Raw genomic sequence first — 23,963 nt, forward strand, 5'->3', positions numbered from 1 at the left:
TTTCCTATCCACCAATTTTAAACCGGGAAAAGCTTTATAACCGCACCTTTTAAGTTAAGCCGACAAGCTCATTTGAAGGATAGGTGGTGTCTTATGGGAAGAAGAGAAGAGATGATTGAGAAGATTAAGGAGCTTATGAACCAGCCTGAGAGGATTAGGAACATGGGTATCGCTGCTCATATTGACCACGGTAAGACCACGCTGAGCGACAACCTGCTCGCGGGAGCCGGGATGATCAGCGAGGAGCTCGCCGGAAAGCAGCTCGTTCTCGACTTCGACGAGCAGGAGCAGGCGAGGGGAATCACCATCAACTCGGCCAACGTCTCAATGGTCCACAACTACGAGGGCAACGACTACCTCATCAACCTCATCGACACCCCGGGTCACGTCGACTTCGGTGGTGATGTTACGAGGGCCATGAGGGCCATTGACGGTGCGATTATAGTTGTCGACGCCGTTGAGGGAGTTATGCCCCAGACCGAGACCGTTCTCAGGCAGGCCCTCAGGGAGTACGTCAAGCCCGTCCTCTTCATAAACAAGGTCGACAGGCTCATCAAGGAGCTCAAGCTTGGTCCGCAGGACATACTCAACCGCTTTGCCAAGGTCATTACCGACGTCAACAGGCTCATCAAGAAGTACGCCCCCAAGGAGTTCAAGAGCGAGTGGATGGTTAAGGTCGAGGACGGAAGCGTTGCCTTCGGTTCAGCTTACTACAACTGGGCCCTCAGCGTCCCGTACATGAAGAAGACCGGCGTTTCCTTCAAGGACATCGTCGAGCTCACCAACAGCGGTGATTTGAAGACCCTCAGGAAGAAGGCCCCGCTTCACATTGTTGTCCTTGATATGGTCGTCAAGCACCTCCCGAACCCTCTTCAGGCTCAGAGGTACAGGATTCCACACCTCTGGAGGGGAGACGTTAACAGCGATATCGGGCAGGCTATGCTCAAGTGCGACCCGAAGGGCCCAATGACCATGGTCGTCACCAAGATCATCCTTGACAAGCATGCGGGTGAGGTCGCCACAGGGCGCGTCTGGAGCGGAACGGTAAAGACCGGCCAGGAGGTTTACCTCATCAGCGCCAAGAGGAAGGCCAGGATCCAGCAGGTCGGTATCTACATGGGCCCTGAGAGGATAAACATTGAGGCAGTTCCAGCAGGAAACATAGTCGCCGTCACCGGACTCAGGGATGCCATGGCCGGTGAGACCGTTTCACAGATGGAGATAGAGCCGTTTGAGGCCCTCCACTACGCGAGTGAGCCAGTCGTTACCGTCGCCATCGAGGCCAAGAACGTTAAGGACCTTCCAAAGCTCGTTACAGCCCTCAGGGAGCTTGCCAAGGAGGATCCGACGCTCCACGTTAAGATCGACGAGGAAACCGGCCAGCACCTCCTCAGCGGTATGGGTGAGCTCCACCTTGAGGTCAAGCTCGTCAAGCTCAAGGAGGACTGGAAGCTTGAGGTTGACGTTAGTGAGCCCATCGTTGTCTACCGCGAGAGTGTCAGCAGGGTCAGCCCGATAGTCGAAGGCAAGTCCCCCAACAAACACAACAGGTTCTACATAACCGTGGAGCCGCTTCCAGATCAGATATATGAAGCCATCCACGAGGGGGAGATACCCGAAGGCAGGCCGAAGGACCCGAAGGCTGTCGCCAAGAAGCTTGCCGAGCTCGGTATGGACTACGAGGTCGCGAAGGGCATCGTGGATGTTTACCAGGGCAACATATTCCTCGACAACACCAAGGGTATCCAGTACCTCAACGAGGTAATGGACCTCCTTGTAGACGGTTTCCACCAGGCTATGGACGAGGGCCCGCTCGCCAAGGAGCCCGTCATGAAGGTCATGGTCAGGCTCCACGACGCTAAAATCCACGAGGACAACGTCCACCGCGGTCCGGCCCAGATCTACCCGGCCATCAGGACAGCTATCCACTGCGCCATGATGAAGGCCAACCCGATCCTCTACGAGCCGTACCAGAAGGTCGTCATCAACCTCCCGTACGAGTACATGGGCGCCGCCAGCAGGGAGATCAACCAGAGGCGCGGCCAGCTCATCGACATGAGGCAGGAAGGAGAGGTAATGATAATCATCGCCGAGGCCCCAGTAGCGGAGATGTTCGGATTCGCCGGGGCCATCCGTGGTGCCACCAGTGGAAGGGCCCTCTGGAGCACCGAGCACGCTGGCTTCAAGAGGGTTCCGGGCGAGCTCGCGGTCAACATCATCAGGCAGATACGCCAGAGGAAGGGCCTCGACCCAAACCCACCGAAGGAGCAGGACGTCTGCCCGCAGCAGTGATGCGGGCTTTTCTATCCCATTCTCTTTGTTGAGTCATCGTTTTTCGGCGCCTTTTAGCTCGCTTGATGATACTCCAAAACAAAACATATAACCCCTAATGAAAGATAATCCCATCCATGGCATATACAAAGGTGTGCACAACGCTGGAAAACGGGACCCAGCGCTGTAGGATGGAGCTCTTTGTGTACGACATCGACAGCTGGAAGACTGAAGAGTTCACTTTCCACTACGACTTTGAAGAGTACATCAGGGGATGCACCCGCAGCAACCAATCTCCTGGAAGTATCCTGAAGGGGCTCTACCGTCCAGGAGACACGAATTAACATTATCATAATTTTTCTAAAGCCCCCGTAGTTAACTTTTTAAAGCCGTCCCGCTAGTTAAGGACGGAACTCGTGAGGTCCTCCCTTAAGGGGCAGGTTTCCTGCCAGAGGGGACCGAGGTTCGAAAGATTTAAAAAGCCATCCTAGTCAATGAGGCTAGACCAAAATTTGGAGGTGTTTGAAAATGGCTAAGGAGAAGCCACACATTAACATTGTCTTTATCGGACACGTCGACCACGGTAAGAGCACCACCGTCGGAAGGCTCCTGTTCGACAGCCAGAACATTCCGGAGAACATCATCCAGAAGTTCGAGCAGATGGGTGAGAAGGGCAAGTCCTTCAAGTTCGCCTGGGTTATGGACAGGCTCAAGGAGGAGCGCGAGAGGGGTATCACCATCGACGTTGCCCACACCAAGTTCGAGACCCCTCACAGGTACATCACCATCATCGACGCTCCAGGCCACAGGGACTTCGTTAAGAATATGATCACCGGTGCCAGCCAGGCCGACGCCGCCGTTCTCGTCGTCGCCGCCACCGACGGTGTCATGCCGCAGACCAAGGAGCACGCCTTCCTTGCCAGAACCCTCGGTATCAACTACATGATCGTCAGCATTAACAAGATGGACATGGTCAACTACGACGAGAAGAAGTTCAAGCAGGTCGCCGACCAGGTCAAGAAGCTCCTCATGATGCTCGGCTACAAGGACGTCCAGATCATCCCGACCAGCGCTTGGGAGGGCGACAACATCGTCCACAAGAGCGACAAGATGCCCTGGTACAACGGCCCGACCCTCTTCGAGGCCCTCGACCAGATACCGGAGCCGCCAAAGCCGACCGACAAGCCGCTCCGCATCCCGATCCAGGACGTCTACTCCATCAAGGGTGTCGGTACCGTCCCGGTTGGTCGTGTTGAGACCGGTGTCCTCAAGGTCGGTGATGTCGTCATCTTCGAGCCAGCCAGCACCATCTTCCACAAGGCCATACAGGGTGAGGTCAAGAGCATCGAGATGCACCACGAGCCCATGCAGGAAGCCTACCCAGGTGACAACATCGGTTTCAACGTCCGTGGCGTTGGTAAGAATGACATAAAACGCGGTGACGTTGCCGGACACACCACCAACCCACCGACCGTCGTCAGGCCGAAGGACACCTTCAAGGCCCAGATCATCGTCCTCAACCACCCGACCGCTATCACCGTCGGCTACACCCCTGTCCTCCACGCGCACACCCTCCAGGTAGCAGTCAAGTTCGAGGAGCTCCTCGCCAAGCTCGACCCGAGGACGGGTAACGTCGTCGAGCAGAACCCACAGTTCATCAAGACCGGTGACTCAGCCATCGTTGTCCTCAGGCCAACCAAGCCGATGGTCATCGAGCCGGTCAAGGAGATCCCGCAGATGGGCAGGTTTGCCATCCGTGACATGGGCCAGACAGTTGCTGCGGGTATGGTTATATCCATCCAGAAGGCCGAGTGATTTCCCCGGCCTTTCCTTTACATCCTTTAATGCTTAGGGGGGACTGGAATGCAGAAGGCAAGGATTAAGCTTGCAAGCACGGACATTAAGGCCCTCAACGATGTCACAGACCAGATCAAGCAGATCGCCGAGAGAACCGGTGTCAGAATGAGCGGCCCAATACCGCTCCCGACCAAGAGGATAAGGATAACCACCAGAAAGAGCCCAGACGGAGAGGGCACCGCCACCTTTGACAAGTTCGAGCTTCGTGTTCACAAGAGGCTCGTCGACATCGAGGCGGATGAGAGGGCGATGCGCCAGATTATGCGCATCCGCGTTCCCGAGGATGTCACCATTGAGATCGAGCTCATCTCCTAATTCCTCTTATTTATGCGCCGGGGTAGCCTAGCCTGGGAAGGCGCTGGCCTGGAGAGCCAGTGGGCTCTGCCCACCAGGGTTCAAATCCCTGCCCCGGCGCCAAAAGATTCTAATGCAAATTAATAGCTCTCGCAGTGAATTCCAGCTCCAGTCTCAAAGAAAAATAGCATCACTAGAGCTCCATTTAGTCCATTAAAGCATCAACAAGACCATTAACATTGATTGATTTTTTTAAGATGTTTCCTTGTTGAATGGAAAGAGGAGAAGAGATTTTTTCAGAAAACTTTATAACCTTAATCTCCTACTCTCTCTGTACAGGTTAGTACGGATGAATATGATTGTTCATTGGGGTGAGTGAGATGGAGGAAAAGGCAAAGAAACTTGAAAAGAAGCTCGCCGCCAAGCCCTTGAACTTTGAATCGTTCTTCTCCAAGAAGGCCATGGAAATGAAGGCCTCAGAGATAAGGGAACTCCTCAAACTCGTCGAGACCAGCGATGTTATAAGTCTAGCCGGTGGGCTTCCGGCCCCGGAGACCTTCCCCGTTGAAGTTATAAAGAACATAACCTCGGAGGTTCTTGAGAAGCACGCTGACAAAGCCCTTCAATACGGTACGACCAAAGGATTCACTCCACTGCGCCTCGCCCTCGCAAGGTGGATGGAAAAGCGCTATGGTATACCAATGAGCAAAGTTGAGATAATGACCGTCGCCGGCTCCCAGGAGGCTTTAGACCTGATTGGAAGGGTATTCATCAACCCGGGCGACGTTATAGCGGTTGAAGGACCGACGTACCTCGCGGCCATTCAGGCTTTCAAGTACTATGACCCAGAGTTCCTCTCAATACCCATGGATGACAAAGGGATGATCGTGGACATCCTCGAGGATAAGCTAACCGAACTTGAGCGTGAGGGGAGGAGACTTAAGGTTCTCTACACCGTCTCAACATTCCAGAACCCCATGGGCGTCACCATGAGTGTAGAGAGAAGAAAAAGGCTCGTCGAACTGGCTGATGAATATGACTTCCTCATCGTCGAGGACAGTCCCTACACGGAGCTTCGGTACTCAGGTGAGCCAGTTCCACCAATAAAACACTTTGATGACTATGGAAGAGTCATCTACCTAGGCACATTCTCAAAGATACTAGCCCCAGGCTTTAGGGTTGGCTGGATAGCAGCTCATCCGCACCTCATAAGGAAGATGGAGATAGCAAAACAGAGCATTGACCTCTGCACCAACATGCTTGGCCAGGTAATAGCTTGGAAGTACGTTGAGGACGGCCATCTTGATAGACACATACCCGAGATAGTAGAGTTCTACAGGCCAAGACGCGATGCCATGCTGGGGGCACTTGAGGAGTATATGCCAGAGGGAATCAGATGGACAAAGCCCAATGGCGGAATGTTCGTGTGGGTAACCCTTCCAGAAGGCATAGACTCAAAGCTCATGCTCGAAAAGGCCGTATCGAAAGGCGTTGCCTACGTACCTGGAGAGGCCTTCTTCGCCCACAGAGAGGTTAAGAACGCCATGAGACTCAACTTCACATACGTTCCGGAGGAAAAGATACGCGAGGGCGTGAAGCGGCTCGCAGAGGTCGTGGAAGAGGAACTCCAGAGGATAAAGGGCTGAAAGGCCCAATTCTATTCTTCCTCTCATTTCCACAATTTGCAAAGGCCTTCCGCTCCAAATGTTTTTATACAGAATCGCCCATCTCTCCAAGGTGGTGATAGTGAAACCGCTCATTGGAATCATAGTAGGAAATGGAATAGATCTATCAGAAATCGCTAGACAGTTCTTGGTTGTGAGGAAAGCAGGGGGAATTCCAGCGGCTTTTGACACTTCAGGTGACCCCTTGGACATTGCGAACGTTGTCGATGGGATAGTACTCATGGATGGTCCAGACGTCCACCCCTACTTCTACGGTGAGGACCCCAGCCCCCATCTTGGAAACGTCGACTACAGCAGGGACAAGTTCGAGATAGAGCTCTTCAAAAACGCCCTTAAAACGGAGGTTCCAGTCCTTGGAATAAGCAGAGGAATGCACATAATGAACGTTGCCACAGGAGGGAATCTCTACCAAGACCTCGCAAAGGAGATACCCAAGGCCATAAAACACGACTGGGACATCGGTAACACCAGTCCGTTCCAGCGGCTCCACAGCATAAGAATGAAGACATCCACCCACCTCTATGAGAGCCTGAAAGACAGCTTGAGCGTATCGAGCACGAACGAGGTCTTCCTCCAGGTCAACAGCTTCCACCACCAGGGCATAAAAAGGGTTGGAGAGGGCTTTAAACCCGTCGCCTTTTCAATAGATGGAATTCCCGAGGCAATTGAGATGGATGAGGGGTTCTACATTGGGGTTCAGTGGCGGCCAGAATACCTGGATGAGATGAATGGTCTTTACAAAGCGTTCATCGAAGCAGCTAGAGAAAGCCAGCGCCGCCGCATAAACAGAGAGAACATAGAGCTTGAAGAGCCAAAAAGCTAAGGAACCAAGTGCGAGCCGTCACAGCTCGGAAACGAGCGATAGCCTTCCCGGCACGAACCAAAGGTGATTCCATTTTCTAGAATTTTCTTCTCCGCCTCTTTCAGTATCTCAAACCTCAGCTCGCGCGGCAAGTAGTAATAACCACCGATGCGTTCTCCCTTCTCGTAGAGCGGCCACAGCTTTTTCATCAGCTCTGGAAACTTGGCGAACATCCTCTTTTTCGAGTCTTGACGGAGCTTGAGGGTTGAGACGGTTATGTGACTAACGAACGAGAGTGCATTGAGGGTCTCGTCGAAATCTTCCCAGGTGTAGAACGGGATTATTGGGTCTATGCGAGCGTAAACTGGGATCCCGGCTTCCTTCGCCTTCTTGAGCGCCCGAATTCTGTCTCGTGGGGAGGGAGCGTTCGGCTCCAGAAGTCTAGTCTTCCGTTCATCGACGGTTGTAACCGTTACTCCCACAGCACACTTCAGCTCGCTCAAAACGTCCAAATCACGCTCGAAGATGTCAGACTTTGTGAGTAGAAGGCACCTGACATCGTATCTCCTGAAGAGCTCCAGCACCTTCCGCGTTACCCCCAGTTCCTTTTCCACGGTGGGATAGGGGTCTGAGGAGTACGAGAGGGCTATTATGTATCGCCTGTCGAACTTCCTCAGCTCCCGCTCCAGCTTTGGCAGAAGGCCTTCTTTAGTCCTCACACGGAAGGCGTTTGGGATGTAGCTTGTTATGTAGCAGTAGACGCAGGCATGGTCGCAGCCGGTGTAGACGTTCAGCGTGTACTTGAAGGGGCAGGTACAGAGCTCCGCCTTCCAGGGGTCGAAGGGCCTTATGTACATGCTCTCAAATTGGGAAACTAATTTAAATGCCTTCCCCGAGGGTGAGTTGGTGGTGCTCATGTCGGAACCGGTTAAGGGAAAGGTTGAATGGTTTAAGGATTACCAGTTCATTGGGCGCGTTGAGAGCGACAGCTGCTCTGTGATACTCGGAGAGGGTGGAATAAGTCCTATGAAGCTCCTCCTCCTGAGTGTTGCGGGCTGCACGGCCTACGACGTCGTAATGATACTCCAGAAGATGCGCGAGCCCGTAGAGGGCCTAGAGGTCGAGATAAGCGGTGAGAGGAGGGAGGAGCACCCAAGGATATACAATAAGGTGCACCTCCACTACAGGATAAAGGGAAACGTGAACCCGGAAAAGGCCAAGCGCGCTATAGAGCTCAGCCAGGACAAGTACTGCTCCGCCTCGGCCCACGTCAAGCTCAGCGGGGCCGAGCTGACGTACTCATTCGAGATTCTCCCCGAGGAGTAGCTTTTTAACCCCCTTCACTCCTCATTCTTAGGTGATAGCGTGATAGGTCTCCTCAAGTATTTCATACTTCTCTACGGTGGGCTGTTCGCGATAACGAATCCAATAGGTGCCGTTCCGGTTTTCCTGAGTGTTACCCACGATCTATCTTGGAGAGAGAGGCGGGAGATAGCGACGAAAACTTCTATAACCGTTGTCGTGACCCTCGTCATCTTCGCACTCATCGGCGAGTGGATATTCAAGTTCTTCGGATCAACCACTGACGCGTTCGCCATAGCCGGCGGTATTCTCCTCTTCAAGATGGCCATGGAGATGCTCTCCGGAAAGCTGTCATCTGTAAAGATAAGCACCGAGGAGACCGAGAAGTTCAGCGAAGAAGTGATCACGCTGGAGGAAGTGGCCATAATCCCCCTCGCGATTCCACTTATCTCCGGCCCTGGAGCTATAACAACGGTCATGCTCTACATGGCCAAAAGCGGTCACGTTTCCAATAAGGCGACGGTGATAGGGAGCATAGTGGCGATAGGCCTTACGGTGTGGCTGATCCTCTGCTCCTCAAACAGAATACAGAAGCGGCTTGGAAGAGTCGGCATCAAGGTCATGACGAGGATGATGGGTCTCATACTGACCTCGATGGCGATTCAGATGATAATCAACGGTATAAAGGGAGCTTTTGGCCTCTGAGGGAAAGTTTAATACGCGAAGGGACAACTGGCTCTGGTGATACCATGAGAGGGAACCTGATAAGAATCTTGAGCTCTGTGGAAGAAAAGGCCAACGAGTTAAAGCTCGATGGCTATGAACCGGACGTTGTTCTGGTTGGCAGGAAGGCCTACGAATTCATTAGAGAGCAGGTGAACGAGGAGTTCGGCGGAGACGAGGAGGTGGCCGAGCTCTCTGGAATCAGAGTCAGGATCGTAGAGGAACTGGAGGGGGACGCCGTTGTCATAGACAGCAAAACCCTTGGCATGGGACTTGGGGGCGCCAAACGCTTCAAGGTTGTCCTATAACCCCAAAGACTTTTCCATTTCTGACCTTGACCCTCAGACCCGCAGCCACCAGGAGACTCGTCGCAACAGCAACTATGTCCGCGATGCTCCCGGGGTTCCTCAGATCGCCTTTCTCGCGCAGGAAGGAGTCGAACTCCTCTAGACTTATCTCCCCCCTTAGGGCCCTCTTCGCGCGTTCCATTACAGCCTTGGCTTCTTCTGCCCCCGCTTTTCTGGCGATTAGGGTGTCCACCTTTTCCGACAGAATGCGCAAAAAGACTCTAACGACTGCCTCCTCAAGGGAGTGTTTCTTCAGTTCCTCGACCAGAAGGTCTGCGGTGGAGTAGGATAGGTTGTATGAGTTAATCCACTCACAGAATATCAGCTCCCTTTCACAGCTCATCTCGGCGAGGGCCCAGAGGTTGATCCCGTCGCGGAAGAGTTCCCTGAATGCGTCGTTGCTGTAAACGTCGTATTTGACCCCGCTGGGGATGCCTTTTGGGTTGGCTATCCTTATCGCCCTGTAAAGCTCCATCGTGTCCCTAACAGTTGACTCCCTGATGAGCATGGCCGCTTTTTCAGGCCCCTCCATTATGTTCCTGGCCATTGCAAGGCCCATCATGAGGGGAATGGAAAGCGTTATCACACCGAAGTTTGGGTTTGCGTCCTGGATCTTCCTCGACTCGGAGACGGCTCTTTTAATCAGCTCCCCGATACCCGCTTCGTTTGGCATGATAATACCCTTCCTGACGAGTTCCCCAGTTTCGACCGCCTCGTAGTACACCGGGAGAACCGCGGTGTTGCCGAAGAGGAAGTGGTAGAGACTTAAATCCCTGAAGTCGGCGAAGCGGTTCACGTTGCCCGGCTTGGGGATAACGGCTTCAAGCAGTGGGCCAAGGGTGAATGCCTTAACGATTCTCCAGCGCTCCATTCACACCACCAGGTAGAGGAGTAGGTAGATGATGTAGAGTGCCAAAACGACCTTTCGGAGGGTCTTTTCAGTTATCAAATAGAGGCCCGCGGCTATGAAAGTTATTCCCCAGAAGTACTGCCTTATCGCGTATCTGTAGGGTTCCAGGAGGCTTTTAAGCTCCATTCCAGGGGCAGAGTGCTTTAAAAGGAGGAGAAACCCGAGGAGGACGAGGATGACTCCGAGCTTCTTCCCCATTTCAGTCACCCCTGAAAAGGAGGATTATCCCGAGCAGTATCAGGAGGATAGCCAGTAGGTTTGTTCCGGTAGGTGTGCGGAATAGGAAGAGCGCTGGCAGCGCGAAAACTGCAAGGTACATGGCACCGATTAGGATGAGGACGATCGCTAGGATTTTTAGGAGTTCATTCTCCGACTCTCCGGAGACTACCTTTTCCGCCTCTTTCATGATGTCGTTGAGCCTCTCCTCAACGGGTTTCTCCTCTACATCCCCCTCCTCGGGTATGACGATGGCGGCCAAGAGATAGAGTATCACCATCGTGACCGGATTGAAAACGAGGAGTATAACGAATACCAGCCTAACCAGGGTTGGGTCTACGTTCAGGTACTCAGCAAGGCCGCCCAACACGCCCAGGAACATGCGGTCCTTCTTTGAGCGCACAAGCCTTTTCTCCATGTACTCACCCAAAGGGTAATCCTTTCAGGAACTTATAAGCTTTCCTTAGGCCCTTTGAATACCAGCACGTGTCCCACCCTGGAGAAGCCATGTTCCGCGGGGGTTATCATGCGGTATTCCCTGAAGAAGATGCTTCCAATGGCGAGCTGGGTTGCCAGATCCCAGTGGTGGTAGTCGAAAGTTCCCACCTTTTTGAAGCCCGGGAGCAGGTAGTAGCTCCTCCTGAACGTGCCCCGTCTGATGTCATAGCCCTCGTGTACCGAGGCCAGGCTGTAGTCCTCTCCCCTCTGCTCCACGAAGAACTCCTTGTATCCTACGAGGTAGAGGAAGCGGTAGACTCTGTCCGTGTCCTCGATCATGAAAACCCCGTCATTGCTCAGAACCGAGGCAACGCCGGAGAAAATCTTCACGGCATCAAAGGGGTCGAAGTGTATCATTGTGTTCCCGAAGAGGGTCGCTATGTCATGCTCCCCCACCAGCTCTGGAAGCTCCCGGATGTCTCCTTCAACGGTCTCGACGTCGACGTTTACCCCCCCAATTTCCAGCCACTCGCAGACCCTTCCAAGGTCCTCTCCCCTGAGGTCGACGAGGGTCAAACCCCTAGCCCCCGTTGCCTTGGCAAGGGCGGTACCCACTATCCCAGTCCCGGCACAGAGATCGAGAATCCGCCCACCCCTTGGTAAGTCGGGGTTTTTGAAGAACTCCACGAGCCCTTTGAACCTCTTTCGGGCGCCTTCGTTGTTCGGCTCCATGTAGTTCCTAGCGTATTTGTAGAGCCCCTCAAGGGACATGGTATCACCACGAAAGAAAATTGGTGAAATTATTTAAAGATAACGGGAGATAGGCCCGATTAATAGTATCCTTCCTCATAGGCAGAAGTCAGCATGACGTATGCCGCGTAGAAAATCACTAGCAGAAAAATCGGAATGAGCAGTATTCCTAGAATGTCATTGTCAAAGCCCATCCATACCAGAAAGGCTCCAAATGTCAAGAGCGCAGAGAAGATCGTGAGGGCCTTTGTAAAGCCGCGCGCCATTATCCCTGAAAACTTTGGAGCGAGCTGGAAGACAAACGGCCGGGATGCAAGGAGCGTTAGGCCCATGAAGAGGGCCATCATTGAGCCAAGGACAATGGCCATGCCCCTCGGAAGCTTCGGGGACATGAGCAGGAGAAGAAAAGCGAGGACCAGCTGTGCAACTAAGTACTTTCCGAACCTGGGCGGCTCTATGCTTTTTCCTGGCTTTTCTGGCGCTTCTCTTGAGATGTCTTCAAGCTCGTACTCGCGCCTGGCCACGACGTAGCCGATCGCAAGGACAACGGTGACTCCCCCTATGAGTAGGACGGACATGCCGTAAAGCGGCAGGAAGAAGGAGGAGAGGATAAACAGTACACCAAGTACTATCAGGCCGATTCCAGTTATCTTGTTCGCTTTTTTCCTAGCCTGCTCGCTGAGGTAGGTGTATCCGATTCTGAACCCTATCCCCGGTTCGCCCTTGAGGTTGCGGTCAGTATGCCTCCTATCATGAAAGCCAGTCCAAGGAAAACGCCGTAGAGAACCCTGAGGATGAAGTAGGGATTCAAGCTCCCTCCCCCCTCTCCCGCAAAAGCCTGAAGATCATCCCAAATGTAACGGCCAGGAAAACCCAGACCGAGTATCCAATCCAACCGGACGGGATGTATCCGGCGTTGTAGAGCAGGAGTAGGGCATCCAAGAAGACCAGCCCCAGGGCCATAAAGGTCATGAACTCCGCGAAGGCCTTCCACCCCCTCTCACTGAACCTCAGCTGGGGTGCGAAGGCCGGCTCCTGAAGGAAGTAAGTCACAGCGAGGAAAAGCGGGTAAACCACCAGGGGAAACAATAGAACACCAAGGGTCTTTGAGGCGAAGCTGTCCGGCTTCCCGGAAGCGTTGGAGTGGATAGCAACCCTCCCCGGCAGTTTATCCCACAGCAGGGCCGCAAGGAGGAAGTAAACCCCCATCGCCAGCAACTGGGATAAGAGGTAAGGCCTAACATTGACCCTGATTACCTCTCCCGGCTTCTCTGGAGCCTGGATTGAGAGTTCCTCCTCTTCATATGCCCTCTTTGCAATCCGGAATCCGGCCACGATAACAACGAGGATGCCCGCCAGCATTAAGAGGGTAAAGGTCACTATGTCCACACCGGTGAGGGACAACCCGAAGAGGAAGGCCAAGAGGGAAACCATGGACACACCCACAAAGGTGTTGGTTTTTCCCTCCACGCTTTATCAGACATATAAGTGTAGCCCACCCTGAAGCCGATGAAGTAGTTCCTTTTGTTCCTGAAGGCGAAGGTCAGCAACCCCGCGGCCAATAGGGTAAGTGAGATAAAGATTTCGAAGACCAGCTCACTCATTCAACTCCCCCCAGCTTCCCAAGAACGGACTCGATAGCTTTTACCTCATCTCTGAGCTGTGCAAGAACTCTCCTTCCCGTCTCTGTGATGGAGTAGTACTTCCTTGGCCTCCCCCCAACTTCGGCCCAGCTGTCCCGGAGGAGGCCGAGCTTCCTGAGGCTCTTCAGGAGGTCGTACAATGCTCCTTCGCTCGGCACTAATTTCCCATCGCTCAGCTCCTCCAGCCTCTTCCGTATTGCGTAGCCGTGGAGTTCGCCCTCCCTCTCAAGAACTGAGAGCACTAAAAATGAGTAGAGGCCGGAGCGGAGCTCCTTTCTGAGCTTCTTGAGTGCTTTCTCCTCGCCCTTTCCAAGCAACGCCTCTCACCAGATTACCGTCTCTTCCTCGGGTTCCTTTATCCTGGCAAATGGCAATGTGTAGACGATTAAAGCTATTGATATGACCGCAAAGATGACCTCCAGACCGGTGGTGAACTTCATCGCCAGCTCTTTACTTTCCAAGAAGAGCAGCTGACCGTAGGCCGCTAGCGTATCAACGAAGCCGTGAAGGACGGTCATCTCAAGATAGCCCTTTTTCCCGAAGCCGTTCCTGGCCGCGTAAGCTAGGTAAACCGTGGTGCCGACGTGGAAGAGGACCGCAAAGTAGCGCTCTACCATCGAGAGAAGCGCCTGGAAAACCGGAACGTCGATTTTTCCTCCCGTGGCTGCCACTGCGATGATCGGTGTAACTGCAACGAAGAGAACCTCGGTAATCCCGAAGCCTAGGCCGACGAATAGAGCCGTTCTGGTACCCTTATCTTTGACAAGGAGGTACTTAACTCCCTCCTGGACGAAGCCAGCGACGATGCCCACCCAGATGGCAACGCCAAGAGTAAACGCCGTCCCCCGTGCAATCACATCGGCGTTGCTTCGTATCCCCATTCCAAGGAGCGGGAACTGCTGGATTGGGTTCTGAATGACCATTGCGAGAAGGAAGGCAACTCCACCGAGAATCAGCTCGGCCCATTTCTGCTTCTTGAAGCCGAGGAAATAAACCGTGCCCCAGGCCAGGAGTCCGCCGAGGATGGGAAACGGCGGGAGATACATTCTCACTCCTCCCCCTCTACAACTACCGCGGTCCGTAGGCGTAGACCTCCGCCATCCTTGAGCCGACGTTCGACGTGGCGAAACGGACATTAACGACCGCGTTGGCTCCAAGTTCCTCCGCCTTCTGAACCATTCTCTGGAAGGCTATCTCTCTGGCCTTTGCCATCATCTCGGTGTACTCCTTCACCTCACCTCCCACTAGGTTTCTGAGACCAGCCAGTATGTCCCTCCTCAGATGGGTTGCCATGACGACGCCTCCCCTTGCTATGCCCAGGGTTTTCACAATGCGGTAGCTGGGAATCGTCTCGGTCGTCACGGCGATAACGCCTCCAACTGTCTCCATACCAATCACCTCGATGCATCGAACTTCGAGGTATATGGCGATGAAGAAGTATTTAAGGCTTTCGAGGAAAAGTCAGAAAGGTGATAGAATGCACGAGATTCCCTTCGGTGAGATCCTCAAAAAGCTCCGCGAGCTTAACGCTCACAGGGTGTTAATCCAGACCCCAGAGGGTCTCAAGAGGGAAGCACAGGAGCTTGCGGACTTCATTGAGGAGAACGGAATCGAGGCAATAATAAGCGGGGACATAAACTACGGCGCCTGCGACCCGGCAGATACAGAGGCAAAGAGATTAGGATGCGATGTACTGACCCACATCGGGCACTCTTACATGACGCTCCACCTTGAGGTCCCTACAATCTTCGTGCCCGCGTTTGCGAAGGTGGACGTCGTTCCAGCCCTTGAGAAAAACCTTGAAGAAATCAGAAAGCTCGGAAAGAGGATAGCACTCGTCACGACGGCTCAACACATCCACCAGCTTGAACGGGCGAAGGAATTTCTGGAAAATAACGGCTTTGATGTGCTGGTTGGTAAGGGCGATTCAAGGGTGAGCTGGCCGGGGCAGGTTCTCGGGTGCAACTTCAGCGCGGCGAAGGTTGACGCTGAGGGCGTTCTCTTCATCGGTGCCGGCTACTTCCACCCGATAGGCGTCGCTATGGCCGTTAAGAAGCCGACACTCGCAATCAACCCCTACTCCAGCGACGCGATATGGATGGAGGGGGAAGCGGAGAAGCTCGTGAGGAAGAGGTGGGCGCAGATAGCGAAGGCGATGGACGCTCAGCGCTTTGGAGTGATAACGAGCACGAAGAAGGGACAGCTGAGACTTTCAGAGGCGAAGAGGATAGTTAAACTCCTCCGCGAGCGCGGGAAGTACGCGAGGCTTTTGGCGATGAACCACATAAGCTATCAGGCTTTGGAAGGCTTCGAATTCGATGCCTACGTCGTCGTGGCCTGCCCACGCGTTCCGATAGACGACTACGAGAACTGGAGGAAGCCCGTGCTGACCCCAAGGGAAGTTGAGATTCTGCTCGGTCTTAGGGGAGACTACGAGTTCGACGAGATTCTCGGCGCGGAGAGAAAGGAAGACGAGCCCCTTGGGATAAGTCTACACTCCTGATCCGACACTCTGTTAAAATTTTTTAAAATTTTTCATATTTTGTGTTCGTACTACAAAAGCCTAATAAGGTTTGAAGTAGAAAACAGTACGGCGGTGCACGGTGTCCGGAGAATCAAAGCTCCTCGAGGAGTACCTTAATTCTGGGAAGATTAAAAAGACATCTGAGTTAGTTCTTAACAACGGGGAAGCCTTAACTGCCCTGCTGTCTTTTCTATACAGCAAGGACCCTGAAATAAAGCTGGCGGCAGTTATGGCCCTTGAGGAAGCCCTAAAGAAAATGCCCGACATAATGCGCCTTAGACTTCTAAAGAAGACCTTTGACGGCTTGATAACACTGGCACTGGAAAAGGATGATAGAGTTTCAATCTACGCCCTCAGGGCAATAAAAGCCCTTATTGCTGGACTCCCTCTTGACCCTGAGAGCTTCGTGAAGCTCGGCCACGCGCTCAAAGACATCATAAAGGCGCGCAGGAACGAGATGATCCTCCTGGAAATTCCACCTATTCTTGAGAACGTTAGAATTACCTCCTCGGATCCGAGAGTTCACGACGTTATAGCCAGGCTCCTCCGCTCCAAGAATCTCAGGCTTAAGGCAATGGGACTCAAGCTCCTCCTAAACACGAGCGCATACACGGGCGATCCCTCTCTATTGAAGACGATTTTTTATGAAGTTCGGGACATGCTAACCATGGAGGATACTCTTCTGGTGGACTTCGCCCTGAACCTGCTCCTCGAAATAACCCATCATCCTCTGCGTGAGGAATTCGTTGATGACGTCGCCGGTGTTCTGACCCTCGTGAAGAACCTTGCATTACAAGAACAATCCGAAGTAAGCGACAAGGCGCGGCTCGTTGCAGAGAAGCTTGAGGATGCCGCATACAGATACTACAAAGACCGGCCCGAGGAAGCAAGGAGAAAAATCCAGGAGCTTTTGATAAACGAGCGCTTTTACGAGGCAATTGACCTTGCCCTAGCAGTGGGGGACACCTACGTGCTCAACTGGGTGGCACAGGAGCTTGAGAGGATGGAGAAGAAGAGGTTGAAGATAAACGAGAGGGTCCTACCTGAACCGAAATACCCATTCATACCACAGGAGAGGAAAGCTCAGAAAACCATAAACATACCCAACCTCTACAAGTTCAAGGGTGGAAAGATTGACCTTGAAAAGCTGACCAAAAACATTGAAATACCAGAACAAACCTCCAAGATGCCCGATGAAGATACCAAAAAGGAGCTGGAAAAGGCGATAACCTCTGGAAAAGCTTCCGAACTTACGGAGCTGGCGCTGAGAAAGCCGGAAGCGGTCTTTGAGCTGGAGAGAAAGCTTGAGGAAGGGGACAAGTTTGAGAAAATGGACGCCCTCTGGGCACTCTCAAAGCTCGCCGAGAAAGTCGAACCGAAAGCCACCTTCATTCTGGAGCCTGTTGTGGGGAAGCTCTTCGAGGTTGCCCACTCGACGAGAAACAGATGGATGCGGATAAGGGCCGTGAAGACCCTGGCAACTCTGGCTTTGAAGAGCAGGAGGGGGGATGAGATAGTCGGGAAGTTCCTGGAGGACTACCTCTCCGGAGAGAAGGAGAGAACCGTGCCCGCGCTGGAGTTCTTCAGCTACTACTTTCTGGAAACCTGGGACGAGAAGACAGCCAGGGTGGTCCTCTCTGGGCTGAATGGGTTCCTCGAAGATGATGAGTTCAGATTCGACGCGTTAATGGTGTTTGATGCCATCGTCGCCTCAGTTCCCACAGAAAAGGTGGACCTCCTCAAGGAGTACGTGCCCCTGCTCAAAAGGATCAAAAAGACCGCCTCACCAGACGAGCAGAAGCTCGCGATAAGAATCTTAGAGGAGATGGCCTCGAAGTCAAGGGGCCTGGTTACTCACCGAGCATCTTGATGGCCTCAACGGCGCTCTCCTTATCCTTGACTTTTATTCCGAGGCCCTTCTCGTCGGCCAGCTTCTGGAGAATGGCCCTCGTTGGGAACTCTCCGAGGAAGGTGGTTAGGGTGTAATAAATCTCTTCGGGATTCTTGCCTCCTTCTATGTCCGCAATAGCCCTCTCTATGCTCTCCAGCATCACCGAGAGGAAGGAGTACTTCTCCTTGAGGACGCGGATGAGCTCACTCACCATTCTCAACACCTGCAAACTTCTTCAGGGTGGAGATCACGGTTTCCTTATCCCTCTTATCCGGCTTGAGGTGGAGCTCCATCAGTAGAGTGTAGAAGAACATTGATGCCCCGAACTCCCCGAAGAGCTCCTCCACAGCTCTATAGAACTTCGAAGGGTCTTCGCCGGCGATATCAAGGGTTGCGTTGTATTTGGCATTTAAGTAGGCCTCGAGAGTTGGTAGGAAATGGGGGCCAAACTGGGTTAGGAGCTCCCTCACTGTGGCAACTATGAGGGCCCGGTTGAGCTCGGCCTTCATCTCACTCAATACTTATTCCCCCTTCGCCAATGGTGAAGTCCTTCAGCGTTGGGTCGTTCTTCGAGCGCCTCGCCTTGAGCACGAGGACGTGCCTCCGTAGGGATTCCCCGACCTTTTCGGGCACGTCATAGGTCAGGAATACCAGGCTGTCCACAATGGTGCTGAAGCCCGTGGTTGCGAGCTTGTAGGTGCTCCTGGTAATGTAGGTTAGTATGAAGGTTACCCCCTTCTCCTTCGTCAGGAGCTGGAGGTAGCGAACTGCTTTTATGAACTCCTTCCCGTCCATGTGGCTCTGCATTGCGGAGAGGGAGTCTATAACGAGGACGTCAAAGCCCTCCTTTTCAACGAGCTCCCTTATGAGGGCGTAGTACTCGACGGGAGTCCTCCCCTCCGGAACCATTGAGACTATCCTGAAGTTCTCCTCGAGGCCGAGCTTTTCCAGGGTGTCCCTTAGAGCAGCTAGGCTCTCCTCGTAGGCTATGTAGAGAACCTTTTTTCCGGATTTGGAGAGGTTTGAGGCAAGGTTGAGGGCGAGTATCGTCTTTCCTGAACCCGTTGGGCCAGCTATGAGCGTTATGCTCCCCTCGTAGATGCCGCCCCCAAGGAGTTCGTCCATGCCGGGGATTCCCGTCTCAAAGCGGGACTTTAGAGCTTCGCGCTCGGTGAACTCAAGCTCGGGGATGGCAAGGACCTCAAGGCCCCTCTCTGTTATCACGTACTCGTAGGCGGAGCGCTTGAGCGGCCTGCCGCGCATCTTCGGAATCGTGAGGTACCTCCTTATCACCTCGCCCATCCTCTCAAGCTCGAGAACTATAACGCCGTCAACGACGAACTCCTCAAGGCCAAAGCCCACCATCTTCTCGCCATAGGGTATCTCGTCTATGAGGATGGCCAGGGCGTCGAAGGCATTTACGAGGCGCCCTATGATGGAGTGGAGGAAGGAGCGCAGGTACTCCTCACCGAACATCTGACCAAAGACCGTAACGGAGTCAAAAACTATTATATCGGGCCTGAACTCGACGATGTCATTTATGAGATACGCGATCATACCCTCAAGCTCGTCCTTGGGAACCGTCAGCATGTCGTAGAACCTGAAGAGGCCGGCATCCTCCATCTTCTGGAGATCAATCCCGCTCTGGAGTGCGTTCCTGTAGAACTGCTTCTTCGTCTCCGCAAAGGAAATGTAAACCCCTTCTCCATGTTGTTGTAGAGAACGTGGATTGCCAAGTGTGTCTTCCCCGCACCAGGGTTTCCTGCAAGAAGAATAGTCGAACTCCTCGAAAATCCACCGTTGAGGGCCTTGTCAAGACTAGGTATCTCTGTTGGTATCAGCTCCATCGCTATCCCCCATGATGCAATGATGCGCTAAGGATATAAACAGGTTTCCCTAAAGGTTCGTGGCATGAACGTGAGAATGAAGAAAAAACACCTCGCGATGCTCCTTTCAAAGCTTAGGGGCTTTGAGAGTCCTAAACCGGAACTGGAGCAGTACAGGACTCCCGGCGATATTGCCGCTGAGCTGCTCTGGTTAGCTTACTCTCTCGGCGAGATAGAGGGAAAGGTTATCGCGGATTTGGGGGCGGGAACGGGGGTTTTGAGCATCGGCGCAGTTCTAATGGGTGCAGAAAAGGTCTATGCAGTTGAAACAGATAAAAAAGCCCTCGAAATCGCCCGGGAAAACGCTCGCTCGCTCGGCGTTGAAGAGAAAATCAAGTTCGTAAACGCCGACGTTTCGGAGTTCTCAAAGATCGTGGATACCGTAGTAATGAACCCCCCCTTTGGGAGCCAGAAACCACACGCCGACAGACCCTTCCTCATCAAGGCCTTCGAGGTGAGCGACATCCTCTACTCAATCCACCTTGCAAAGCCAGAGGTGCGGGGTTTCATAGAGGCCTTCACCAGGGACAACGGTTTTAAGATCACCCACCGCCTGACCTTACCCTTCGAGATTCCGGCGCAGTTTCACTTTCACCGGAAGAGGCTCGAGAGGATAATGGTTGACATCTACCGCTTTGAGAGGGGTTGAGATGGGGAAGCTCAAGCTCAGCGACCGACAGCTTTATGCCATAATTGAGGCAGTCAAGCTCGGTGAAGAGGTAAAGCCCAGCCAGGGGGCGAAGAGGAAGGCCTTCGCAAAGTACAGAATCGATGGCTGGGAGAACTCTAAGCTGACTGGTATATTCTACTCCATTCAGAGGCGCTTGGGATTAATAGACGAGGTCATTGAGGGACTCATCGGCGTTTCTCCCCTCATCCTCGACCCCTGGCTGAGGGCGGCTTTGAGGGTGGCCGTTGAAGTGGCGGTCTTCCGCGACCCAAACGAGAAGACCTTCCAGCACCTCAAAGGCATCGCCCAGTTCCTCTCGAAGAGAACCCATCCATACGTGGGCTATTACTACTACGACCTCCTGCCGAGAATTCTCGAATACGTGCCTGTGATAGACTCCGAAGAGAAGCGGCTGAAGTGGGGCTACCTGTTTCCCGAGTGGTTCATAGCGAGGATGCGTGGCCTCCTTGGAGAGGAGGCCGAGGAGCTTCTTAAGGCGCTAAACGAGACCCTTCCGACAAGCATAAGGATAAACCGCTTGAAGGCGAGCATGGAAGAGGTGGAGAACTATTTGAGAAAGAAAAGCGTCCGCTTCGAGAGGAGCGAGAGGGTTGAGACCGTCATCAGAATCCTCGACCCCTTCAACCCCGAGTGGCTCTTCAATAAAGGCTGGGCAATAGCCCAGGAGGAGGCCGCGGCAGCTGCTTCTCTCGTCCTATCCCCCAAGCCGGGCGAAACGGTGGTTGATTTGGCGGCGGCCCCTGGGGGAAAAACGGCCCACATGGCCGAACTCATGAACAACAAGGGTAGAATCTATGCCTTCGACGTTGATAAAGCCAGGATAAAGCGCATGAACGAGGTTCTCAGGAGAACCGGTGTTGAAATCGCCGAAGTCATCAAAGCCGATGGAAGAAAAGCCCCCGAAATCCTCGGCGAAGAAACGGTAGATAGGATCCTCCTCGACGCCCCCTGCACCAGCGACGGCACGATAGCCAAAAACCCGGAGCTTAGGTGGCGCCTCCGCGAGAAGAATATCTCCAAGGTGGTTGCCCTTCAGAAGGAGCTCATAGAGAGCGCCTGGAGAATTTTAAAGCCCGGTGGAAGGCTTCTATACTCGACATGCTCGATACTCCCGGAGGAGAACGAGGAAGTTGTGAAGTGGTTCCTTGAGAGGCACCCTGATGCTGAACTCATACCTTTAAGCGGGCCCTACGACCCTGGCTTCCTTGAAGGAACTATGAGGGCCTGGCCCCACAGACATAAAACCATAGGATTCTTCTACACGCTGATAGAAAAGAAGGGCTGATTTTAGCCCCTGATTAAAGCGAGAGTGAGGGCTCTGATTCGAGTCCCGACTCGGGGGTGAGGGGGGACTGCCAAAGCTTCGGTGTGAACATCTCAAAGAGAAGAACTTTTGGGGTCACCTCGTACAGGTCGATGTTGGCCAGCAGGGTGTTCTTTATGTCCGAGTCCGTAACTGCCATGACGTCGGCCACGAACGGCCCTTTGAGGGTTTCCATGAGCATACCCAGCATAGCCCTTCCGGTTATTCTGCCGTTCGTCCTCAGCGAACGCGCCTCCCCAAGGAGGAGCTTCTCATCGTCAAAGAGGAGGTGGAAGTAGTAGTTTCCGCTCGATAGGAACACCCTAACGAGGGCCCCGTCCCCTATGCGGAGTGCTTCCTGGATGAGCAGAAAGAGATCCTCCGATGATTTGCAGACAACGTTTTCATACATCTTGACCCCTTCCCAGGTCTTCATATCCATCACTCCATGAGATACTATGCGCTCATCCTATTTAAAGATTTTCCAAAATAATTAGCAAAATGTTGAATTTTTCACAACATTAGATTAAATTTGCTAGATTTTATCCAACAAAATTTCGCCAAGCTTCAAAATTTTATGAAATTTTGGAAAAATACCAGCGACAAAACTTCATTACCAGAAGAATGAATGCCTTCTTTGAGTAAACAAAATTGTATAAAACACAAAAAATTGTTAAAAATACAAAAACAGACATCAGCGGAGGAGCTTCACGAACTCCCTCATCCATGCGTAGAGATCTCCTGGATGCCTAGAGCTGACCCAGTTGCCATCGACAACAACTTCTGCATCGACCCACTCTGCCCCTGCGTTTTTTACGTCGTCCCTGATTGTTATCGTGCTGGTTCCCTTCCTGCCCTTGAGGACGCCAGCTGAGATTAGTATTTGCGGCCCGTGGCAGATGCTGGCGACGGGTTTGCCCTCCTCAAACATCTTCCTGGCTATGCTCACTACCCTCTCGTTCAGCCTGACCTTCTCAGGGGCCTTTCCGCCCGGGAGAACGAGTGCGTCGAACTCGTCTGGATCAACCTCATCGAAGGAGAGCTGAGCCTCGACGGTGTAGCCGTGCTTTCCCATAATCTTTCCCCTCTCGAAGCTGGCCACGTAGACCTCGTGTCCCTCCTCCTTGAGGCGGTGGAGTGGGTATATCAGTTCAAGATCCTCAAACTCATCGGCACTCAGAAACAGAACCTTCATGTCGAACACCTCCATAACGTTCAGACCATTGTAGTCATGAAACCTAATTAAGCTTTCGGCCGCAAAACCCTTAAACTCAAAGCCGTTCATCGTTTAGGTGGTTAGAATGGACATGGAGAGGAGAATCGAGCTCATCATGAGAAAACCAACTGAGGAGCTTCTAACGGAGGAGAACCTCAGACACCTCTTGGAAGTTGGAATCCCGATGCAGCACTACATAGGCTTCGAAATAAGCGGTTACATTCACCTCGGAACCGGACTTATGGCGGGGGCTAAAATCGCCGACCTCCAGAAGGCCGGTGTCAAGACGAGAATCTTCCTCGCCGACTGGCACAGCTGGATAAACGACAAGCTCGGTGGAGACCTCGAGACCATCCAGAAGGTCGCGCTTACATACTTCAAGGAGGGCATGAAGCAGAGCATAAAAGTCATGGGCGGCGACCCGGATAAGGTGGAGTTTGTCCTGGCCAGCGAGATACTTGAGAAGGGCGACTACTGGCAGACCGTCATTGACATCTCCAAGAACGTGACCCTTGCCAGAATGATGCGCTCCATCACGATCATGGGCCGCCAGATGGGTGAGGCCATAGACTTCGCCAAGCTCATCTACCCGGCCATGCAGGTGGCGGATATCTACTACCAGGGTGTTACGATAGCACACGCGGGAATGGACCAGAGGAAGGCACACGTTATTGCCATTGAGGTCGCTCAAAAACTCAAGTACCACGCCCTTGAATGGAAGGGGAAGAAACTCAAGCCGATCGCGCTCCACCACCACCTCCTCCTCGGTCTGCAGGAACCGCCTGTCTGGCCAATAGAGAGCGAGGAGCAGTTCAAGGAGCTCAAGACCCAGATGAAGATGAGCAAGAGCAAGCCCTACTCGGCCGTTTTCATCCACGATAGACCCAAAGGGATAAAGGAAAAGCTCAGAAAAGCCTTCTGCCCGGCCAAGGAGGTCAACTACAACCCCGTCCTCGACTGGGCCGAGCACATAATCTTCAGGGAAGAACCCACGGAGTTCACCATCCACCGCCCGGCCAAGTTCGGCGGGGACATAACCTACACCACCTTCGAGGAACTCAAGAGGGACTTTGCAGAGGGCAAGCTTCACCCGCTCGACCTCAAAAACGGCGTCGCTGATTACCTCATCGAACTCCTCAAGCCAGTCAGGGACTACTTCGAGAGGCACCCCGAGCCGCTCGAGCTCATGAACCAGGCGAAGATAACCCGCTGAT

The 23,963-nt window shown here is 53.2% G+C and carries 28 protein-coding genes, 1 tRNA gene and 2 pseudogenes; 15 read left to right on the plus strand and 16 right to left on the minus strand.

Going from position 1 to position 23,963, the window contains the following annotated elements; translation table 11 throughout:
• The first annotated feature begins 93 nt into the window (after nt 1–93).
• The 7 genes from E3E29_RS03720 (at nt 94) to E3E29_RS03750 (ending at nt 6,930) form a co-directional block, all read left to right on the plus strand.
• The gene (locus E3E29_RS03720) at nt 94–2,292 is read left to right on the plus strand and encodes an elongation factor EF-2 (protein ID WP_167909519.1); all 2,199 of its coding nucleotides are present in this window, start codon (nt 94–96) and stop codon (nt 2,290–2,292) included.
• A gap of 116 nt (nt 2,293–2,408) precedes the next feature.
• A complete protein-coding gene (locus E3E29_RS03725; RefSeq protein ID WP_167909520.1) occupies nt 2,409–2,615 on the plus strand; it encodes a hypothetical protein in 207 nt (68 codons plus the stop codon).
• A 184-nt stretch (nt 2,616–2,799) separates the two neighbouring features.
• The gene (gene tuf / locus E3E29_RS03730) at nt 2,800–4,086 is read left to right on the plus strand and encodes a translation elongation factor EF-1 subunit alpha (protein ID WP_167909521.1); all 1,287 of its coding nucleotides are present in this window, start codon (nt 2,800–2,802) and stop codon (nt 4,084–4,086) included.
• Between the two features lie 48 nt (nt 4,087–4,134).
• Nucleotides 4,135–4,443: a 30S ribosomal protein S10 gene (rpsJ, locus tag E3E29_RS03735; protein WP_167909522.1), complete on the plus strand. Its 309-nt coding sequence runs from the start codon at nt 4,135–4,137 to the stop codon at nt 4,441–4,443.
• 16 nt (nt 4,444–4,459) lie between these two features.
• Nucleotides 4,460–4,545 (plus strand) — tRNA-Ser (locus E3E29_RS03740).
• Nucleotides 4,546–4,802: 257 nt separating this feature from the next.
• Entirely contained in the window at nt 4,803–6,068 is a 1,266-nt protein-coding gene (locus E3E29_RS03745; protein WP_167909523.1) for a PLP-dependent aminotransferase family protein, read from the plus strand.
• A 91-nt stretch (nt 6,069–6,159) separates the two neighbouring features.
• A complete protein-coding gene (locus E3E29_RS03750; RefSeq protein WP_342764657.1) occupies nt 6,160–6,930 on the plus strand; it encodes a gamma-glutamyl-gamma-aminobutyrate hydrolase family protein in 771 nt (256 codons plus the stop codon).
• On the opposite strand, the gene E3E29_RS03755 is transcribed toward E3E29_RS03750, so the two are convergent.
• Entirely contained in the window at nt 6,927–7,766 is an 840-nt protein-coding gene (locus E3E29_RS03755; protein ID WP_167909525.1) for a radical SAM protein, read from the minus strand. The two genes, E3E29_RS03750 and E3E29_RS03755, sit on opposite strands and share 4 nt — an antisense overlap.
• Nucleotides 7,767–7,824: 58 nt before the next feature.
• Between E3E29_RS03755 and E3E29_RS03760 the strand changes: the two genes are divergently transcribed.
• The 3 genes from E3E29_RS03760 to E3E29_RS03770 are packed head-to-tail and all read left to right on the plus strand — an operon-like array spanning nt 7,825 to nt 9,242.
• Complete coding sequence (locus tag E3E29_RS03760) at nt 7,825–8,235, plus strand: OsmC family protein (protein WP_167909883.1); 411 nt, start codon at nt 7,825–7,827, stop codon at nt 8,233–8,235.
• Nucleotides 8,236–8,274: 39 nt separating this feature from the next.
• Entirely contained in the window at nt 8,275–8,916 is a 642-nt protein-coding gene (snatA, locus tag E3E29_RS03765) for a neutral amino acid NAAT transporter SnatA (protein WP_167909526.1), read from the plus strand.
• Between the two features lie 44 nt (nt 8,917–8,960).
• Nucleotides 8,961–9,242, plus strand: a complete 282-nt coding sequence (locus E3E29_RS03770; RefSeq protein WP_167909527.1) for a family 4A encapsulin nanocompartment shell protein — start codon at nt 8,961–8,963, stop codon at nt 9,240–9,242.
• Here the strand turns inward: E3E29_RS03770 and E3E29_RS03775 are convergent.
• The 9 genes and pseudogenes from E3E29_RS03775 to E3E29_RS03815 all read right to left on the minus strand — a co-directional run bounded on the left by E3E29_RS03775 (nt 9,226) and on the right by E3E29_RS03815 (nt 14,627).
• On the minus strand, nt 9,226–10,152 hold the full coding sequence (locus E3E29_RS03775; protein WP_167909528.1) for a triphosphoribosyl-dephospho-CoA synthase: 927 nt from the start codon (nt 10,150–10,152) through the stop codon (nt 9,226–9,228). The genes E3E29_RS03770 and E3E29_RS03775 overlap by 17 nt on opposite strands.
• Complete coding sequence (locus E3E29_RS03780) at nt 10,153–10,389, minus strand: hypothetical protein (RefSeq protein WP_167909529.1); 237 nt, start codon at nt 10,387–10,389, stop codon at nt 10,153–10,155.
• A 1-nt stretch (nt 10,390) separates the two neighbouring features.
• Entirely contained in the window at nt 10,391–10,837 is a 447-nt protein-coding gene (locus E3E29_RS03785; protein ID WP_342764658.1) for a PspC domain-containing protein, read from the minus strand.
• A gap of 20 nt (nt 10,838–10,857) precedes the next feature.
• Nucleotides 10,858–11,616: a class I SAM-dependent methyltransferase gene (locus E3E29_RS03790; RefSeq protein WP_167909530.1), complete on the minus strand. Its 759-nt coding sequence runs from the start codon at nt 11,614–11,616 to the stop codon at nt 10,858–10,860.
• Nucleotides 11,617–11,675: 59 nt separating this feature from the next.
• Nucleotides 11,676–12,173, minus strand: a complete 498-nt coding sequence (locus tag E3E29_RS03795) for a hypothetical protein (RefSeq protein WP_206205756.1) — start codon at nt 12,171–12,173, stop codon at nt 11,676–11,678.
• Between the two features lie 229 nt (nt 12,174–12,402).
• Nucleotides 12,403–13,029 carry a DUF1648 domain-containing protein gene (locus tag E3E29_RS03800; RefSeq protein ID WP_240922742.1) on the minus strand — a complete coding sequence of 209 codons (627 nt, stop codon included), beginning with the start codon at nt 13,027–13,029 and terminating at the stop codon, nt 12,403–12,405.
• Nucleotides 13,030–13,195: 166 nt separating this feature from the next.
• A complete protein-coding gene (locus E3E29_RS03805; protein ID WP_167909531.1) occupies nt 13,196–13,555 on the minus strand; it encodes a PadR family transcriptional regulator in 360 nt (119 codons plus the stop codon).
• A gap of 6 nt (nt 13,556–13,561) precedes the next feature.
• Nucleotides 13,562–14,284, minus strand: coding sequence for a YhfC family glutamic-type intramembrane protease (locus E3E29_RS03810; protein ID WP_167909886.1), 723 nt, complete (start codon nt 14,282–14,284; stop codon nt 13,562–13,564).
• A 2-nt stretch (nt 14,285–14,286) separates the two neighbouring features.
• Nucleotides 14,287–14,627: pseudogene (locus E3E29_RS03815) on the minus strand (heavy metal-binding domain-containing protein).
• A gap of 88 nt (nt 14,628–14,715) precedes the next feature.
• Here E3E29_RS03815 and dph2 point away from each other — a divergent pair.
• Nucleotides 14,716–15,741 (plus strand): diphthamide biosynthesis enzyme Dph2, encoded by a 1,026-nt coding sequence (gene dph2, locus E3E29_RS03820; RefSeq protein ID WP_167909887.1) that lies wholly within the window; start codon nt 14,716–14,718, stop codon nt 15,739–15,741.
• A 100-nt stretch (nt 15,742–15,841) separates the two neighbouring features.
• Complete coding sequence (locus E3E29_RS03825; protein ID WP_167909533.1) at nt 15,842–17,632, plus strand: hypothetical protein; 1,791 nt, start codon at nt 15,842–15,844, stop codon at nt 17,630–17,632.
• Here the strand turns inward: E3E29_RS03825 and E3E29_RS03830 are convergent.
• The 4 genes and pseudogenes from E3E29_RS03830 to E3E29_RS11765 all read right to left on the minus strand — a co-directional run.
• Nucleotides 17,613–17,867, minus strand: coding sequence for a hypothetical protein (locus E3E29_RS03830; RefSeq protein ID WP_167909534.1), 255 nt, complete (start codon nt 17,865–17,867; stop codon nt 17,613–17,615). The genes E3E29_RS03825 and E3E29_RS03830 overlap by 20 nt on opposite strands.
• Nucleotides 17,857–18,162: a NitrOD5 domain-containing protein gene (locus E3E29_RS03835; RefSeq protein WP_240922771.1), complete on the minus strand. Its 306-nt coding sequence runs from the start codon at nt 18,160–18,162 to the stop codon at nt 17,857–17,859. The genes E3E29_RS03830 and E3E29_RS03835 overlap by 11 nt, the downstream gene beginning before the upstream one ends.
• 1 nt (nt 18,163) lies before the next feature.
• Nucleotides 18,164–18,916, minus strand: a complete 753-nt coding sequence (locus tag E3E29_RS11760) for an ATPase domain-containing protein (protein WP_342764676.1) — start codon at nt 18,914–18,916, stop codon at nt 18,164–18,166.
• Nucleotides 18,905–19,500: pseudogene (locus E3E29_RS11765) on the minus strand (RAD55 family ATPase); the annotation flags it as partial. The pseudogene E3E29_RS11765 and the gene E3E29_RS11760, both read right to left, overlap by 12 nt.
• A gap of 76 nt (nt 19,501–19,576) precedes the next feature.
• On the opposite strand from E3E29_RS11765, the gene E3E29_RS03845 reads away from it, so the two are divergent.
• Together E3E29_RS03845 and E3E29_RS03850 are read left to right on the plus strand one after the other, a co-directional pair.
• Nucleotides 19,577–20,188 carry an METTL5 family protein gene (locus tag E3E29_RS03845; RefSeq protein WP_167909888.1) on the plus strand — a complete coding sequence of 204 codons (612 nt, stop codon included), beginning with the start codon at nt 19,577–19,579 and terminating at the stop codon, nt 20,186–20,188.
• A gap of 1 nt (nt 20,189) precedes the next feature.
• Entirely contained in the window at nt 20,190–21,515 is a 1,326-nt protein-coding gene (locus tag E3E29_RS03850; protein ID WP_167909536.1) for an RsmB/NOP family class I SAM-dependent RNA methyltransferase, read from the plus strand.
• A 13-nt stretch (nt 21,516–21,528) separates the two neighbouring features.
• On the opposite strand, the gene E3E29_RS03855 is transcribed toward E3E29_RS03850, so the two are convergent.
• Both E3E29_RS03855 and pfpI read right to left on the minus strand, forming a co-directional pair.
• Complete coding sequence (locus E3E29_RS03855; RefSeq protein WP_240922773.1) at nt 21,529–21,975, minus strand: hypothetical protein; 447 nt, start codon at nt 21,973–21,975, stop codon at nt 21,529–21,531.
• Between the two features lie 252 nt (nt 21,976–22,227).
• Nucleotides 22,228–22,728: a deglycase PfpI gene (gene pfpI / locus E3E29_RS03860; protein WP_167909537.1), complete on the minus strand. Its 501-nt coding sequence runs from the start codon at nt 22,726–22,728 to the stop codon at nt 22,228–22,230.
• A 106-nt stretch (nt 22,729–22,834) separates the two neighbouring features.
• On the opposite strand from pfpI, the gene E3E29_RS03865 reads away from it, so the two are divergent.
• Nucleotides 22,835–23,962 carry a tyrosine--tRNA ligase gene (locus tag E3E29_RS03865; protein WP_167909890.1) on the plus strand — a complete coding sequence of 376 codons (1,128 nt, stop codon included), beginning with the start codon at nt 22,835–22,837 and terminating at the stop codon, nt 23,960–23,962.
• Nucleotide 23,963: the final 1 nt, after the last annotated feature.

Source organism: Thermococcus sp. Bubb.Bath, assembly GCF_012027595.1.
In the GTDB taxonomy this organism is placed as follows: domain Archaea; phylum Methanobacteriota_B; class Thermococci; order Thermococcales; family Thermococcaceae; genus Thermococcus.

Bases quoted from the DNA above. Each gene is read 5' to 3' on its own strand.
- E3E29_RS03720 (WP_167909519.1), top strand. From the start codon at position 94: ATGGGAAGAAGAGAAGAGATGATTGAGAAGATTAAGGAGCTTATGAAC.
- E3E29_RS03725 (WP_167909520.1), top strand. From the start codon at position 2,409: ATGGCATATACAAAGGTGTGCACAACGCTGGAAAACGGGACCCAGCGC.
- tuf (WP_167909521.1), top strand. From the start codon at position 2,800: ATGGCTAAGGAGAAGCCACACATTAACATTGTCTTTATCGGACACGTC.
- rpsJ (WP_167909522.1), top strand. From the start codon at position 4,135: ATGCAGAAGGCAAGGATTAAGCTTGCAAGCACGGACATTAAGGCCCTC.
- E3E29_RS03745 (WP_167909523.1), top strand. From the start codon at position 4,803: ATGGAGGAAAAGGCAAAGAAACTTGAAAAGAAGCTCGCCGCCAAGCCC.
- E3E29_RS03755 (WP_167909525.1), bottom strand. From the start codon at position 7,766: ATGTACATAAGGCCCTTCGACCCCTGGAAGGCGGAGCTCTGTACCTGC.
- E3E29_RS03760 (WP_167909883.1), top strand. From the start codon at position 7,825: ATGTCGGAACCGGTTAAGGGAAAGGTTGAATGGTTTAAGGATTACCAG.
- E3E29_RS03770 (WP_167909527.1), top strand. From the start codon at position 8,961: ATGAGAGGGAACCTGATAAGAATCTTGAGCTCTGTGGAAGAAAAGGCC.
- E3E29_RS03775 (WP_167909528.1), bottom strand. From the start codon at position 10,152: ATGGAGCGCTGGAGAATCGTTAAGGCATTCACCCTTGGCCCACTGCTT.
- E3E29_RS03780 (WP_167909529.1), bottom strand. From the start codon at position 10,389: ATGGGGAAGAAGCTCGGAGTCATCCTCGTCCTCCTCGGGTTTCTCCTC.
- E3E29_RS03790 (WP_167909530.1), bottom strand. From the start codon at position 11,616: ATGTCCCTTGAGGGGCTCTACAAATACGCTAGGAACTACATGGAGCCG.
- E3E29_RS03795 (WP_206205756.1), bottom strand. From the start codon at position 12,173: ATGTCCGTCCTACTCATAGGGGGAGTCACCGTTGTCCTTGCGATCGGC.
- E3E29_RS03800 (WP_240922742.1), bottom strand. From the start codon at position 13,029: ATGGTTTCCCTCTTGGCCTTCCTCTTCGGGTTGTCCCTCACCGGTGTG.
- E3E29_RS03810 (WP_167909886.1), bottom strand. From the start codon at position 14,284: ATGTATCTCCCGCCGTTTCCCATCCTCGGCGGACTCCTGGCCTGGGGC.
- dph2 (WP_167909887.1), top strand. From the start codon at position 14,716: ATGCACGAGATTCCCTTCGGTGAGATCCTCAAAAAGCTCCGCGAGCTT.
- E3E29_RS03830 (WP_167909534.1), bottom strand. From the start codon at position 17,867: ATGGTGAGTGAGCTCATCCGCGTCCTCAAGGAGAAGTACTCCTTCCTC.
- E3E29_RS03835 (WP_240922771.1), bottom strand. From the start codon at position 18,162: ATGAAGGCCGAGCTCAACCGGGCCCTCATAGTTGCCACAGTGAGGGAG.
- E3E29_RS11760 (WP_342764676.1), bottom strand. From the start codon at position 18,916: ATGCGCGGCAGGCCGCTCAAGCGCTCCGCCTACGAGTACGTGATAACA.
- E3E29_RS03845 (WP_167909888.1), top strand. From the start codon at position 19,577: ATGAAGAAAAAACACCTCGCGATGCTCCTTTCAAAGCTTAGGGGCTTT.
- E3E29_RS03850 (WP_167909536.1), top strand. From the start codon at position 20,190: ATGGGGAAGCTCAAGCTCAGCGACCGACAGCTTTATGCCATAATTGAG.
- E3E29_RS03855 (WP_240922773.1), bottom strand. From the start codon at position 21,975: ATGGATATGAAGACCTGGGAAGGGGTCAAGATGTATGAAAACGTTGTC.
- pfpI (WP_167909537.1), bottom strand. From the start codon at position 22,728: ATGAAGGTTCTGTTTCTGAGTGCCGATGAGTTTGAGGATCTTGAACTG.
- E3E29_RS03865 (WP_167909890.1), top strand. From the start codon at position 22,835: ATGGACATGGAGAGGAGAATCGAGCTCATCATGAGAAAACCAACTGAG.